The following is a 13,489-nucleotide window of genomic DNA, read 5'->3' as shown; positions in this document are numbered from 1 at the left end:
GGAAACCCTCCGCTCCCAGGGAAAGGCTGGCCGGTGCCGCTGTCAAGTAGGACGCCGGCAGGCGGACCCGCATCCGCGCAGGCTTCGGCTCGGCCCGGCTCCGCTCGACTCCGCTCGACTCCGCTCCGCTCCGCTCGGCTCCGCTCCGCTCCGCGCGGCTCCGCTCCGCTCCGCGCGGCCCGGCTCGGCTCGGCTCGGAAGCGTGGTCCACCCGATCTGGCCGCTGTTGGCGGGCGGCCGGCCGGTAGCGCTTCCTACGCGCCGCGAGGTAGAACGATCGGCTCGAGGTAGAGCCCTGCGACCGTCTGCGAGGTTCTACCTCGGCGCGCGCGTTCTACCTCGGCGCGCGCGTTCTACCTCGGCGCGCGCGTTCTACCTCGGCGCGCGCGTTCTACCTCGGCGCGCGTGGTCTACCTCGGCACGCGTGGTCTACCTCGGCGGGCGCGGGTGCGCCGGCGTGTGCGGCGCGGGCGTGGGCCCCAGCCGCCCGGGCACGCAGGGCCGCTGCCGAGGGCCGGGCGAACGTTTGCGGGCGTTCGGAGTTCGGCGTGTCGCTGCCGCTGCCGCTGCCGAGCACGCTGCAGCCGCGCCCGGCGTTCGCGAGCGGCGACCGTGCTGCCCGCCCGTACACGGGTCCGGCGTCAGGTCTGCCGGGCGCCGGCGTCGGGACGGTCCTCCGCGCCCCCACCGGCGAGGGCCGCGCCGGGGCCGGCGGCGTCCTCGCCGCGGGCAGCGTTATCGCCACGGGCAACGTTCTTGCCACGGGCGGCGTCCTCTCCGCCGGCAGCGTCATCGCCACGGGCAACGTTCTTGCCACGGGCGGCGCCCTCATCAGCGGCGGCGTCCCCGCCGCTCGCCGTGCCGGCGCCGCCGGCCGCTGCGGGCTGGCGCCCGGGCAGCCACAGGGTCTCCTCCTGGCCGCGGGTGCGCCGCCCGATGACGACGAACAGGACGAGCGCGAGGAGGAAGACGGCGATCGAGGTCCACACGTTGAGCCGCAGGCCCAGGACCGTCTCCGCCGTGTCGATGCGCAGCGCCTCGATCCACACCCGGCCGAGGGTATAGAGCATGACGTAGAGCCAGAAGACCCGGCCGTGCCGGAGCCGGAATCGCCGCTCCGCCCACAGCAGCACGCCCACCATGGCCAGGTTCCAGAGCATCTCGTACAGGAACGTGGGGTGGAACAGGGTGTCGGACGGGTAGCCGGGAGCGTGGGCGTCGTCGATCTCGAGGCCCCAGGGCGCGGTGGTGGGGCGCCCGTACAGCTCCTGGTTGAAGTAGTTGCCCAGCCGCCCGACCGCCTGCGCCACGAGGAGGCCCGGGGCGAGGGCGTCGGCGAAGGGCGCGAGCCGCAGCCCGCGGCGCCGCAGCCCGATCCACGCACCGAGGGCGCCGAGCGCCACCGCGCCCCAGATGCCCAACCCGCCCGTCCAGATCTTGAAGGCGTCCCAGGGGTTGCCGTCCGGGCCGAAGTACGGGTCCGGCGTCGAGATCACGTGGTAGAGCCGCGCCCCGACGATCCCGAACGGCACCATCCAGAACACGACGTCGATCGCCGTGTCCTTGGGGCCACCCTTGGCGGTGTAGCGACGGTCGAGGATCCACCAGGCAAGCGCACCACCGATCAGGATGGCGATCGCGTACGCGCGGACGGGGACCGGCCCGATGTACCAGACGCCCTCCGGGGGGCTGGGGATCGAGGCGAGGACGGCGGCGTTCAGCACCCCTGAAGGGTAGCCGTGCCGCCCGCCGGGACGGGACGCGTCACCGCCCGGAGGCCGGGCCGCCACGCGGCGGGCGGCGTGGCCGGGCCGCCACGCGGCGGGCGGCGTGGCCGGGCCGCCACGCGGCGGGCGGCGGCGCCCGCCGGCCTCACCGTGCGGCGTCCCGGCCGGGGCCGGCAGGCTCGGCCGGCTGCTCGTCGAGCCAGCGCCGCAGCGCGCTCGCCGGCTGCGCGCCGACGACGCGGGAGACCTCGCGCCCGCCCCGGTACAGCAGCAGGGTCGGGATGCCGCGGATCTGGTGGCGCGTCACGACGTCGGGCTCCAGGTCGGCGTTGACCTTCGCCAGCTTCAGCCGCCCGGCGCGTTCCCGGACCAGCTGGTCCAGCACGGGCGAGACCTGCCGGCACGGCCCGCTACCACGGCGCCCACACGTCCACCAGCACGGCCCCTCAGCCCGCTCGACCGCCTCGGCGAACCGCTCTGAGGCGACGTCGACGACCCACGGCAGCTCGCCATGGCACGGGCAGCGCGGGCGCCCCGCCGCCGTGACGGGGACACGGTTCTTGCGGCCGCGGGAAGGGCACACCATCACCCGGGCCATCATCACTCCCCCTTCGCCATGGCTCACCACGCGCCGTGCCGGACCAGCGCCGCCCGGAGCCGGCCCACGCTCGGCGCCATGAGCCACTCGCCGTCCACGTAGAACAGCTCGGCGACGTCAGGCCGCGGGGGCGCGTCGTCCCCGACCGCGGCCAGGCTCAGGATCTCTCCCGTGATGGCGTGCATCACCGAGAGCGACTCCTCGACCGGGGAGTTCTCCAGCTGCGGCTCCAGCGCCGCGAACCGCTGCTCCAGCTCGTACAACCGCGTCATGTCCATCTCGACCTCCATCCGTCCGGACGCCGAAATGCACTCGTACGGGCGGACCCCTCGGACGGCGCCCAGCATTCCGGCCTGGCCGGTCCCTCTCCTCCGGCCGCCACCGCCGCCACGGCCCCGCTTTCGTGCGGGCCGTCCGGTGCGCCACGCGTTGCCTCGGTCCCCGCTCCGTGGTAGCCAGGAAGGGTCCTGGCGGTCCGCCCCGACGGACGGCAGCGACACATCCCACCTGACGCCAGACGCATGGAGGGAGAGTGACGATGAGGCAGGACGAGTTCCTCGCGAAGGTACGTGAGCGCGGCGAGTACGCCGACAACGCCGAGGCCGAGCGCGTGACGCGCGCGGTGCTCGGCATGCTCGGCGAACGGCTGACCGGCGCCGAGGCCGACGATCTGGCGGCCCAGCTGCCCGGAGACCTCGGAGACGCCCTGCGCACCGCGCCGCAGGAGGGTGGGACGTTCGGACCGGACGACTTCGTCGCCCGCCTGGCATCCGCCGTCGACGCGACGCGGGAGACGGCGCTGTGGGATGCCAGCGCCGTGCTGACCACCGTGGCCGAGGCCATCAGCGGCGGCCAGCTCAACCAGCTGCTGAGCCAGCTCCAGAGCGGGTACGCGGAACTCTTCGGGAAGCCCGAGCTCGCCTGACGCTCACGCGGCGGGGCGGCAGGAGGCAGGCGCCACCCGCCCCGCCGCCTCGGCCGTCCGGGCGCGCCCGGTTCGGCGGCACCCCGGCTCGACGGTCAGGCCCCGTGGGCGCCGGCGGCCAGCTCCTCCGTCAGCGCGGTGAGGTCCCGGAGCGCGGCGGTGGTGTCGCCGTCGCCGCGCATGAGCGTGCGGACGAGTGCCGAGCCGACGATGACACCGTCGGCATACCGGGCGATCTCGGCGGCCTGCGCGCGGCTGGAGACGCCCAGGCCCACACACACCCGCTGCGCACCGGCGGCGCGGGTCCTTTCGACGAGCTCGCGGGCGTGCGTGTCCACGGCGGCGCGGGCGCCGGTGACGCCCATGGTGGACGCGGCATAGACGAAGCCGCGGCACGCCTCGGCGGTCATGCGCAGCCGCGCGTCGGTCGAGCTGGGCGCGACCAGGAACACCCGGTCGAGGCCGTGGGCGTCGGCGGCGGCGACCCACTCCCCCGCCTCGTCGGGGATGAGGTCGGGCGTGATCAGCCCGGCGCCGCCGGCCGCGGCGAGGTCCCGCGCGAAGCGGTCCACGCCGTACCGGTAGACCGGGTTGTAGTAGGTCATCACCAGCACGGCCGCGCCGGTCTCGGCCACCTGCTCGACGGCCCGCAGCACGTCGGCGGTGCGGGTGCCGCCGTCGAGCGACGCCTGGGTGGCGCGCTGGATGGTCTCCCCGTCCATGCCGGGGTCGGAGTAGGGCAGGCCCAGCTCGACGACGTCGACGCCGGCGGCCACCAGCTCGCGGGCGGCCCGCACCGAGGTGTCGACGTCCGGGAACCCGACCGGCAGGTAGCCCACGAGCGCGGCGCCGCCGCGGCTCCTGGCGGCGTCGATGGCCGCGGCGCTCTTGGACGTCGCCGCGGTGGGGGTGGTGGTGCTGGTCGTCACGGTGCTCACTTCTCCACGCTGCCGGTGGCCTCGTAGCCGGCCCGGTCCACCGAGCCGGTCTTCGCGTCGTCCTGGGGCCCGGGGGCGCTCTCCGGGACGGGGACGTCGTGCTCGTCCGCGTCCAGGAGCCGGAACCAGGCGGCGGCGGTCTCGACGTCCTTGTCCCCGCGGCCGGAGAGGTTGACCAGGATCGTAGGGGCGGGGCGCCCGGCGGCCCGCTCCCCCAGCCCGATGCGGATGGCGCCGGCGAGGGCGTGCGCGCTCTCGATGGCCGGGATGATGCCCTCCGTGCGGCACAGCAGCCGGAACGCCTCCATCGCCGCGGCGTCCGTGACCGGCTGGTACTCCGCCCGGTGGATGCTGGCGAGCCAGGAGTGCTCGGGCCCCACGCCGGGGTAGTCCAGGCCGGCCGAGATGGAGTGGGACTCCACCGTCTGGCCGTCCTCGTCCTGCAGCAGGAAGGTGCGGGCCCCGTGCAGGACGCCGGGCGAGCCGCCGGTGATGGACGACGCGTGCCGGCCGGTCTCGACCCCGTCGCCGGCCGCCTCGAGGCCCACCAGGCGCACGCCGGCGTCGTCGAGGAAGGCGTTGAAGATCCCGATGGCGTTGGAGCCGCCGCCCACGCAGGCGCACACGACGTCGGGGAGGCTGCCGGTGAGGTCGAGGACCTGCTGGCGGGCCTCCTCGCCGATGACCTTCTGCAGGTCCCGGACCATCGCCGGGAACGGGTGGGGGCCGGCGGCCGTGCCGAAGAGGTAGTTGGTGGTCTCCACGTTGGTCACCCAGTCGCGGAACGCCTCGTTGATGGCGTCCTTGAGGGTGCGCGAGCCGGTGGAGACGCCCACGACCTCGGCGCCGAGCAGGCGCATGCGGGCGACGTTCAGCGCCTGGCGGCGCATGTCCTCCTCGCCCATGTACACGGTGCACTCCAGCCCGAGCAGAGCCGCCGCGGTGGCGGTCGCCACGCCGTGCTGGCCGGCGCCCGTCTCGGCGATGACCCGCTTCTTGCCGACCTTGCGGGTCAGCAGCGCCTGGCCGAGGACGTTGTTGATCTTGTGCGAGCCGGTGTGGTTGAGGTCCTCGCGCTTGAGGATGATGCGCGCGCCGCCGGCGTGCTCCGCGAAGCGCGGCACCTCCGTGATGATGCTGGGCCGCCCCGTGTAGGTGCGGTTCAGGTGGTCCATCTCGGCCAGGAACGCCGGGTCGACCTTGAGCTCGTCCCAGGCCTGGGCGAGCTCGTCCAGGGCGGCGACGAGCGCCTCCGCGACGAACCTGCCGCCGAAGCCCCCGAAGTAGGGGCCCGGGGCCTCGGACAGGTGCCCGCGCTCCGCGCCTCCGGCCGGCGCGTGGCCCGCGGTGTCCTGCGCGCTCACCGGCGCACCGCCCGCAGCGAGGGGTGGGACCCGGCGGCGACCATGTCGGCGACGGCCTGGCGCGGGTTGCCCTGGGTGACCAGGGCCTCCCCCACCAGCACGGCGTCCGCGCCCGCCCGGGCGTAGTCGAGCACGTCGTGCGGGCCGCGCACGCCGGACTCGGCGACGCGGACCAGCCGGTCCGGCACCACGTCGACGACCTGGCCGAACACCGCGCGGTCCACCTGCAGCGTGTGGAGGTTGCGGGCGTTGATGCCCACCACGCGGGCGCCGGCGTCGACGGCGCGGCGCGCCTCCTCGCGGTCGTGCGCCTCCACGAGGGCGGTCATGCCGAGCGAGTGCACCCGCTCGACGAGGGAGGTCAGGACCTCCTGCTCCAGGGCGGCGACGATCAGCAGCACCATGTCCGCGCCGAACGCGCGCGCCTCCCACACCTGGTAGGGCGTGACGACGAAGTCCTTGCGCAGCACCGGGACGTCGACCGCGGCACGCACGGCGGTGAGGTCCTCCAGGGAGCCGCCGAAGCGGCGCCGCTCGGTGAGCACGGAGATGACGCTGGCGCCGCCCGCCTCGTACTCCGCCGCCAGGCCGGCGGGGTCGGCCACGTCGGCCAGGGCGCCCTTGGACGGGCTGGAGCGCTTCACCTCGGAGATGATCGTGACGGCCTCGTGCTCGCCCCGCAGCGCGGCCTCGGCGTCCTTGGCGCTCGGCCGGCGCTGCGCCATCTCCTTGAGGACGTCCAGCGGTCGCTGCGCCTCCCGCTCGGCGAGGTCCTCGCGGACCCCGGCGACGATCTCTTCCAGCACGGTCACGGCGCTGTCTCCCCTCATCGACGACGCGCCCATCGTAGGCCGGGCCACCGACAGCCCGGGCCGGTGTCCACGTGAGGGACACCGGCCCGGTCCGCCGAACGGCGCGGCCCGGCCGGCGGCGACGCCGCTCGAGCCGGGCCGGAGGGGTCCCGGCGGGTGGCCGGGCCCGGGCCGTCAGGCGCTGTACCAGTCCTTCTCCTCGCGCTGGACCGGCGTGGGCGCCGGCTGGCCCAGCCCCATGCCGCGCAGGACGAGGCTCACGACCACGGCCAGCACGACGACGCCCACGCCGGTCAGGGCGAGCCAGTCGTAGGACAGGATCAGGCCGATGCCGGTGACGGCGAACCCGAGGCACACCCCGAGCATGAGCAGCCAGGCCGCGGGCGTGCGCCCGTGGTTGGTGTGCGGAGCGGCGGGCGGCAGCGTGTAGGTCTGCTGCTCAGGAAGCTGAGGCATCTTCGTGTCCCTTCGGCGGGCTCAGGCGGTCTGTATGCCGTCAGCCTATCGGCACCCGGCACGGCCGGGCCCGCCGCCGAGCCGCCGCCCCAGCAAGCCCCCGCCGCGCCGCGCCGGGTCAGCGGTCCGCCGGCCCCGGCGCGCCGTCGGCGTCCGGGGCGGAGGGGTCCTCCCCGCGGCCGAGGGCGTCCCAGTCGTCCATGGCGCGGCTGCGGGCGTCGGTCGCGTCGGTGGAGGCGGAGCGGCCCCGGGGCGCCTGCGCGGGCCGCTCGAACCGGCGCCCCGCCGCCTGCCACCGGCCGCCCCGCACGAGCACGACCACGCCGAGCGCCGCCACGGCCGCCGCGGCGGCGAGCGTGACAAACGGCCACGCGGTGACCGCCGCCTCGCCGGCGAGCTGCGGCACCCCGCTGCGGTCGGCCGCCGCGCTCAGCGCGGGGCGGGCGGGGTCGCCGAGGAGGTCCGCCGTGGTGGCCACGACGAGGGCCGCCGCCCCCAGCAGCGCCACGCCGCCGACCACCGTCGCGGCCCGCTGGCCGATGCCGACGGCGAGCGCCGCCGCCGCCACGACCAGGGCCGCGGCGCCCAGCGCCGGGGCGGCCGCGGTCCCCGCGACCGTGACCTCCTGCACGTCGATGACCGTCGGGGCCTGCGCGCGCACCCAGGGCAGCGCGCCCAGCCCGAGCAGCGCCACGGCCAGGAGCAGGGCGAGGGCGACGACGGTGCGCCGCCGCAGCAGGCGGCTCACGCCGTCGCCGCCCCGAGCGGGCGGAGCTGGGCCGCCACCTGGATCGCGCGCACGGCCGCGGCGGCCTTGTTGCGGGTCTCCTCGTACTCCGTGGCGGGCACCGAGTCCGCGACGATGCCGGCGCCGGCCTGGACGGAGGCCTGGTCGCCGCGGATCACCGCGGTGCGGATGGCGATCGCCATGTCGAGGTTGCCGGCGAAGTCGATGTACCCGACGACGCCGCCGTAGATCCCGCGGCGGGCGGGCTCCAGGGCGTCGATGAGCTCGATCGCCCGGGGCTTGGGGGCGCCGGAGAGCGTCCCGGCCGGGAAGGTCGCGGTCAGGCAGTCCAGCGCGCTGACGCCGTCGCGCTGGCGCCCGGCCACCGTCGAGGAGATGTGCATGATGTGGCTGAACCGCTTGATCTCCATCAGCTCGACCACCTCCACGGTCTCCGGGCGGCACACCTTCGTGAGGTCGTTGCGGGCGAGGTCCACGAGCATGACGTGCTCGGAGATCTCCTTGGGGTCGGCGAGCAGCTCCTCGGCCAGGGCGCGGTCCTCCGTGGGGCCGGCGCCGCGGGGGCGGGAGCCGGCGATGGGGAACGTGGTCACGGTGCCGTCCTGGACGTGGACCAGCGTCTCGGGGCTGGACCCGACGACGGCGAAGGTGCCGGGCCGGCCGTCCGCCGGCGGGCCGTCGGGGTCCGCGAGCTGGAGGTAGTACATGTACGGGGACGGGTTGATGGTCCGCAGCACCCGGTAGACGTCCAGCGGGTCCGCGGCGCAGTCGATGTCCAGCCGCTGCGAGAGCACCACCTGGAAGACCTCGCCGTCGTAGATGGCCTGCTTGGCGGCGACGACGGCGTTCTCGAAGTCCTCCCGGGGGGTGCGGAAGCGCAGCTCGGGCTCGGGGCCGGGCACGCGGACCGCGGCGTGCGTCGTGGTGGGCCGGGTCATGGCCGCCTGCATGGCGTCCAGGCGGGCGACGGCGTCGGCGTGGGCCAGGTCCACCCGTGCGTCGGTGTTGTCGAAGTTGACCGCGTTGGCGATCAGCCACACCGACCCGTCGTGGTGGTCCACCGCGGCCATGTCCGTGGCCAGGCACAGCGCCACCTCGGGGGTGTCGTGCTCGACCGGCGCGACGGCGCGCAGGGTCGGCTCCCACTGCCGCAGGATCTCCCACCCCAGGGCGCCGACCAGCCCGCCGGTCAGCGGCGGCAGGCCCGGGATGGCGGGGCTGCGCAGCTCGTCCAGGGCCGCCCGGAGCACCTCGAGCACCGGCCCGGAGGCCGGGATGCCGACCGGCACGTCGCCGGTCCACCGGGCGTGGCCGTCCCGGCTCGTGAGGGTGGCCCGCGAGGCGGCGCCGACGAAGGACCAGCGCGACCAGGCGCCGTCGTGCTCGGCGGACTCCAGGACGAAGGTGCCCGGCCGGCCGCCGGCGAGCTGGCGGTACAGCCCCACGGGGGTGACGTCGTCGGCGAGCAGCCGCCGCACCACCGGGATCACGCGGCGCTCGGCGGCCATCCGCCGGAACTCGGGCAGCGCGGGCCAGGTCTCGCCCCACTCCACGCGGGCGGAGGCGAGGTAGGTGGTCTCGGTGCTCATGCCCGCGTCCCCGGGGCCTGCCCGACGACGGCGCCCAGGTCCCCGCCGGCGTCGAAGCAGGTGCGGGTGCCGGTGTGGCAGGCGGCGCCGACCTGGTCGACCCGGACCAGGACGGCGTCGCCGTCGCAGTCCAGGGCCACGCTCTTGACGTGCTGGGTGTGGCCGGAGGTGTCCCCCTTGCGCCAGTACTCCCGCCGCGAGCGCGACCAGAAGGTCACCCGGCCCTCGGTGAGCGTGCGGCCCAGGGCCTCGTCGTCCATCCAGCCGACCATGAGCACCTCGCCGGTGTCGTGCTGCTGGACGACGGCGCAGACGAGGCCGTGCTCGTCCCGCTTGAGGCGGGCGGCGATGCTGGGGTCGAGGGAGGTGGTGTCGGGCACCCGACGATCTTGCCACGCCGCGCCCGCGCGGTGCCGGGGCGTCCCGGGCCGCCGGTCACCGGGTCTGCCTCACCCAGGAGCCGTACATGCGGGCGTAGCGCCCGCCGGCGGCGAGCAGCTGGGCGTGCGTGCCGACCTCCACCAGCCGGCCGTCGTGCATGACGGCCACGACGTCCGCGGCCTGCGCGGTGGACAGCCGGTGGGCGACCGTGACGGTGGTGCGCCCGGCCATGAGCCGCTCCAGGGCGCGGGCGGTGCGCGTCTCGGTCGCCGGGTCCACGGCGGAGGTGGCCTCGTCCAGGATGAGCAGGTCGGCGTCCGCCAGCCAGGCCCGGGCCAGGGCCACCAGCTGGCGCTCCCCCGCGGACAGGGCGTCCCCGCGCTGGCCGACCGGGGTGTCCAGCCCGTCGGGCAGCGCGCTGGTCCATGCGTCGAGCCCGAGCGCGGCGACGGCGGCGCGCACCTCCTCGCGCGTGCGCGGCCGGGGCCCGTAGGCGATGTTGTCCGCCAGGGAGCCGGCGAGGAGGAAGCCCTCCTGGGGCACGAGCACCACCCGGGAGCGCAGCTCGCGCAGGCGCAGCCGCCGCAGGTCGTCGCCGTCGAGCAGCACCGCGCCGGCGGTGGGGTCCATGAGCCGGGCCAGGAGCTTGGCCAGCGTCGTCTTGCCCGAGCCGGTCTCGCCCACCAGGGCCACCCGGGTGCCGGGCGGGATCGTCAGGTCGATGCCGTGGAGCACCTCCGGGCCGCCGGGGTAGGCGAACCGGACGCCGCGGACCTCCACGCCCGCGGCCCGGTCCGCGCGGGGGCGCCCGGCGCGGGCGCGGTCCGCGCGGGGGCGCCCGGCGCGGGCGCGGTCCGCCGTGGCCTCCGCCGGGCCGGGGGCGTCCGACCGGCCCGCGCCCGTCGTCTCGGACGGGCGCGGGTCGGTCACGTCGGCGGGGGTCTGGAGCACCGCGATGACCCGTCGCCACCCAGCGACGGCGTTCTGCAGCTCGTTGAGCATCTCGGTGGCGTTCTGCACGGGACCGGTGAACATCTGCACGAGGAACAGGAACGCCAGCAGCGCGCCGATGCTCAGCTCGCCCCGGGCGGCCAGCACCGTCCCGGCCACCACCACCGCCGCCAGCGCGACGCCGGAGAGCACCACGCCGGAGGAGAAAGCGAGGGAGACCAGCGTCTGCGCCCGCACGGCGGCCCGGCGGTGGTCGCGGACCGCCGCGTCGATGCGCCGCTGGGTGCGCCGCTCGGCGCCGAAGGCGCGGATGGTCTCGGCACCCACGACGGACTCCGAGATCGCCGCGAGCATGGCGGCCATCTTCAGCCGCACGCCGGCGTACGCCGCGGAGATCGCCCGCTGCGCGCGCGGGGCGAGCACGACCATCGGCAGGAAGCAGAGCCACACCACGACGGCGAGCCGCCAGGAGTAGACGAGCATGGCGACCGTGGCGAGCAGGAGCTGGCCGGCGTTGAGGATCAGCATCAGCCCGCCGCGCTGGACGAACATCGAGATCGTGTCGACGTCGGAGGTCACCCGCGAGACCAGCGAGCCGCGTCGCTCGGCGGACTGGGTGAGCGCGGACAGGTCGTGCACGTGACGGAAGGTGCGCACCCGCAGCTGCGCCAGCCCCTCCTCGCTGCTGCGGTACAGGCGCACGTTCACCCGCGCGCTCAGCCACCCGGTCACGGCCAGCACGGCCAGCCCGGCGAGGCACACCCGGAGCACCTGCGCGACGTCCGGGCCGTCCGGGGCGAGCAGCCCGCTGTCGGTGGCCTGCTGGATCGTCACGGGCACGACGACGCGACCGGCCGTGGCGAGCACCGCCAGGGCCAGCGTGACGCCGATGCCCTCGGCCATGGCCGGGGAGAGCTGGAGCCCGCGGCGGACCGTGGCCACCACGCCCAGCTCGCTCGCCGAGGAGATTTGCGCGCTCATCCCGCCTCCCCCCGGCGCGCGGCCGGGGCGTACCGCGCGGCCGCGCCGTCGCGCGGGGCCGGGCCCTCGGCGGCACCCTCGTCGGCGCGCCCGGCATGCTCGGCGGCGCGGCGGGCGTACGCCGTCACCAGCTCGGCGTAGCCGGGGTCGCGGGCCAGCAGCTCCGCGTGCGTGCCGGCGTCGACGACCCGGCCGGCGTCGAGGTGGACGACGCGGTCGGCGAGCGCGATGGAGGCGGTGCGGTAGGCGACCAGCAGCACAGTGACGCCCGAGGAGGCGGCGGAGAGCCCGGCGAGGATCTCCCGCTCCACCACCGGGTCCACGGCCGAGGTCGCGTCGTCGAGCACCAGGAACCTGGGGCGGCGGACCAGGGCCCGGGCGATGGCCAGGCGCTGGCGCTGCCCGCCGGAGAGCGTCGCGCCGCGCTCCCCCACCACCGTGTCCAGGCCCGCCGGCAGCGCGCGGACGAAGCCGTCGGCGCGCGCCGTGCGCAGGGCCGCCCACACCTCCTCGTCGGTGAGGGCGGCGTCGCCGAGCGTGACGTTGCCGCGCACGGTGTCGTCGAAGACGAACGTCGACTGGCTCACCAGGGCCACCGCCCCGGTGCGTGCCGCGGCGCTGAGCGCGCGGGCGTCGACGCCGTCGAGCAGCACCCGTCCGGCGGCCGGGTCGAGCAGCCGCGCCGCCACGGCCGCGAGGGTGGACTTGCCGGCGCCGGTGGGCCCCACGAGCGCCACGGCGGCGCCGGCCGGCAGGTGCAGGCTCACGCCGCGGAGCAGGTCCACGGCGGCGGCCCGGTCCGGCGCCGTGGAGGCGCCCGGCGCGGCGGCCGCGTCCGCCGACGCGGCCCCGGCGCCGCCCGTCGCGGCCGCGTCCCCCGGCGGGGTCGCCAGGCGCGCGGGGACGGTGAGGGTGACGTCCTCCAGCCGCACGTCCAGGCCCGCGGTGCCGGGCAGGGCGGCGTCGCCGTCGGCCGGCGCGCCGGTCGCGTCCACCACGCGGGCGATCCGGTCGTACCCCACGAGCGAGCGGGGCAGCTCCCCGAGGAAGAACCCGATGGCCCGGGTCGGCATCGTCATCACGGTGAGGAGGTAGGCGATCGTCACGACGTCGCCGGTGGCCGCGGTCCCCGCGCTCACCCGCTGGGCGCCGAGGGCGATGACGGCCAGGGTCGCCGCGGAGGGGAGCATCTCGATGACCGGGTCGAACACGGACCGGATGCGGCCCATCGCCACGTTCGCGGCCCGCAGCTGCTCGGTCCGCGCCGCGAACCGGGCCTCCTCGACGTCCTCGGTGCCGAGGGACTTCACCAGCAGGGCCGCCTCGAAGCTCTCGTGGGCGATGTCGGCGACCTCCGCGCGCAGCCGCTGCGAGCGGGTGACCGCGGGAGCCATCCGCCGGCGGAAGACGGCGTTGGCGAGGACGACCAGGGGCAGCACGGACACGCCGACCGCACCGAGCACCGGGTCCACCACGAACATGGCCGCGGCGGCCACGGCCAGCATCACCGCCACGCCCAGCGCCCAGGGCAGCACCATGAAGACGCCGGCCGCGGCCTCGGCGTCGGCGCTGGCGTTGGAGAGCAGCTGCCCGGTGGGGTGGCGGCGGTGCCAGCTCACCGGCAGGCGCAGGTACTGCCGCGTCACGCGCAGCCGGTGCGCCGCCTGCACCTCGTACGTGGCCCACCCGCCGTAGACCCGGCGCAGCGCCACCCCCAGGGCGGTGATCAGCCCGACGGCCAGGAGCGCGAGGCCGGCCTGCCAGAGCCGGGCGGGCGCGGCGCCGTCGGCGATCGCGGGGGCGATGACGGTGTCGGTCACCCGGCCCAGCAGCCAGCCGGAGGCCACGGTGCCCACGCCGTAGACCGCGGAGGCGAGGATGGCGACGGCCGAGGTGCGCGGGGCGTCGCGGAGCCCGCGCCACACCAGCGCGGCGCTGCGGCGGGAGGTGCCGCCGGGCAGCGCGTAGGGCAGCGGGTCACGCTGGGGCACGGCGTTCCTTTCCCGGGGCGGCCGCGGC

Annotated in this window: 13 protein-coding genes; 1 reads left to right on the top strand and 12 read right to left on the bottom strand. The window is 76.4% G+C overall.

Going from position 1 to position 13,489, the window contains the following annotated elements; translation table 11 throughout:
* Positions 1 to 641: 641 nt before the first annotated feature.
* From lgt to ACF0H8_RS09275, 3 genes are all read right to left on the bottom strand, one after another.
* Positions 642 to 1,724 carry a prolipoprotein diacylglyceryl transferase gene (lgt, locus tag ACF0H8_RS09285; RefSeq protein ID WP_395288656.1) on the bottom strand — a complete coding sequence of 361 codons (1,083 nt, stop codon included), beginning with the start codon at positions 1,722 to 1,724 and terminating at the stop codon, positions 642 to 644.
* A 148-nt stretch (positions 1,725 to 1,872) separates the two neighbouring features.
* Positions 1,873 to 2,313, bottom strand: a complete 441-nt coding sequence (locus ACF0H8_RS09280) for a thioredoxin family protein (RefSeq protein ID WP_395288655.1) — start codon at positions 2,311 to 2,313, stop codon at positions 1,873 to 1,875.
* Positions 2,314 to 2,348: 35 nt separating this feature from the next.
* Positions 2,349 to 2,603 carry a hypothetical protein gene (locus ACF0H8_RS09275; RefSeq protein WP_395288654.1) on the bottom strand — a complete coding sequence of 85 codons (255 nt, stop codon included), beginning with the start codon at positions 2,601 to 2,603 and terminating at the stop codon, positions 2,349 to 2,351.
* A gap of 260 nt (positions 2,604 to 2,863) precedes the next feature.
* On the opposite strand from ACF0H8_RS09275, the gene ACF0H8_RS09270 reads away from it, so the two are divergent.
* A complete protein-coding gene (locus ACF0H8_RS09270; RefSeq protein ID WP_395288653.1) occupies positions 2,864 to 3,250 on the top strand; it encodes a DUF2267 domain-containing protein in 387 nt (128 codons plus the stop codon).
* 95 nt (positions 3,251 to 3,345) lie between these two features.
* On the opposite strand, the gene trpA is transcribed toward ACF0H8_RS09270, so the two are convergent.
* From trpA to ACF0H8_RS09225, 9 genes are all read right to left on the bottom strand, one after another.
* The gene (trpA, locus tag ACF0H8_RS09265; RefSeq protein ID WP_395290851.1) at positions 3,346 to 4,179 is read right to left on the bottom strand and encodes a tryptophan synthase subunit alpha; all 834 of its coding nucleotides are present in this window, start codon (positions 4,177 to 4,179) and stop codon (positions 3,346 to 3,348) included.
* A 5-nt stretch (positions 4,180 to 4,184) separates the two neighbouring features.
* Positions 4,185 to 5,495 carry a tryptophan synthase subunit beta gene (gene trpB / locus ACF0H8_RS09260; protein ID WP_395290850.1) on the bottom strand — a complete coding sequence of 437 codons (1,311 nt, stop codon included), beginning with the start codon at positions 5,493 to 5,495 and terminating at the stop codon, positions 4,185 to 4,187.
* 53 nt (positions 5,496 to 5,548) lie between these two features.
* Positions 5,549 to 6,364, bottom strand: coding sequence for an indole-3-glycerol phosphate synthase TrpC (trpC, locus tag ACF0H8_RS09255; RefSeq protein WP_395290849.1), 816 nt, complete (start codon positions 6,362 to 6,364; stop codon positions 5,549 to 5,551).
* Positions 6,365 to 6,538: 174 nt separating this feature from the next.
* A complete protein-coding gene (locus tag ACF0H8_RS09250; RefSeq protein ID WP_395288652.1) occupies positions 6,539 to 6,820 on the bottom strand; it encodes an HGxxPAAW family protein in 282 nt (93 codons plus the stop codon).
* A 118-nt stretch (positions 6,821 to 6,938) separates the two neighbouring features.
* A complete protein-coding gene (locus ACF0H8_RS09245; protein WP_395288651.1) occupies positions 6,939 to 7,568 on the bottom strand; it encodes a Trp biosynthesis-associated membrane protein in 630 nt (209 codons plus the stop codon).
* A complete protein-coding gene (locus ACF0H8_RS09240; protein ID WP_395288650.1) occupies positions 7,565 to 9,157 on the bottom strand; it encodes an anthranilate synthase component I in 1,593 nt (530 codons plus the stop codon). Before ACF0H8_RS09240 ends, ACF0H8_RS09245 begins: the two co-directional genes overlap by 4 nt.
* Positions 9,154 to 9,537: a phosphoribosyl-AMP cyclohydrolase gene (hisI, locus tag ACF0H8_RS09235; RefSeq protein ID WP_395288649.1), complete on the bottom strand. Its 384-nt coding sequence runs from the start codon at positions 9,535 to 9,537 to the stop codon at positions 9,154 to 9,156. The genes ACF0H8_RS09240 and hisI overlap by 4 nt, the downstream gene beginning before the upstream one ends.
* Positions 9,538 to 9,592: 55 nt before the next feature.
* On the bottom strand, positions 9,593 to 11,470 hold the full coding sequence (locus ACF0H8_RS09230) for an ABC transporter ATP-binding protein (RefSeq protein WP_395288648.1): 1,878 nt from the start codon (positions 11,468 to 11,470) through the stop codon (positions 9,593 to 9,595).
* Positions 11,467 to 13,461, bottom strand: a complete 1,995-nt coding sequence (locus ACF0H8_RS09225; RefSeq protein ID WP_395288647.1) for an ABC transporter ATP-binding protein — start codon at positions 13,459 to 13,461, stop codon at positions 11,467 to 11,469. The genes ACF0H8_RS09230 and ACF0H8_RS09225 overlap by 4 nt, the downstream gene beginning before the upstream one ends.
* Between the last annotated feature and the right edge of the window lie 28 nt (positions 13,462 to 13,489).

This window comes from Georgenia sp. AZ-5, from assembly GCF_043952095.1.
In the GTDB taxonomy this organism is placed as follows: Bacteria; Actinomycetota; Actinomycetes; order Actinomycetales; family Actinomycetaceae; genus Georgenia.
This window is presented reverse-complemented; position numbering and strand designations above follow the sequence as displayed.

Bases quoted from the DNA above. Each gene is read 5' to 3' on its own strand.
- ACF0H8_RS09280 (WP_395288655.1), bottom strand. From the start codon at position 2,313: ATGGTGTGCCCTTCCCGCGGCCGCAAGAACCGTGTCCCCGTCACGGCG.
- ACF0H8_RS09275 (WP_395288654.1), bottom strand. From the start codon at position 2,603: ATGGACATGACGCGGTTGTACGAGCTGGAGCAGCGGTTCGCGGCGCTG.
- ACF0H8_RS09270 (WP_395288653.1), top strand. From the start codon at position 2,864: ATGAGGCAGGACGAGTTCCTCGCGAAGGTACGTGAGCGCGGCGAGTAC.
- ACF0H8_RS09250 (WP_395288652.1), bottom strand. From the start codon at position 6,820: ATGCCTCAGCTTCCTGAGCAGCAGACCTACACGCTGCCGCCCGCCGCT.
- ACF0H8_RS09240 (WP_395288650.1), bottom strand. From the start codon at position 9,157: ATGAGCACCGAGACCACCTACCTCGCCTCCGCCCGCGTGGAGTGGGGC.
- ACF0H8_RS09230 (WP_395288648.1), bottom strand. From the start codon at position 11,470: ATGAGCGCGCAAATCTCCTCGGCGAGCGAGCTGGGCGTGGTGGCCACG.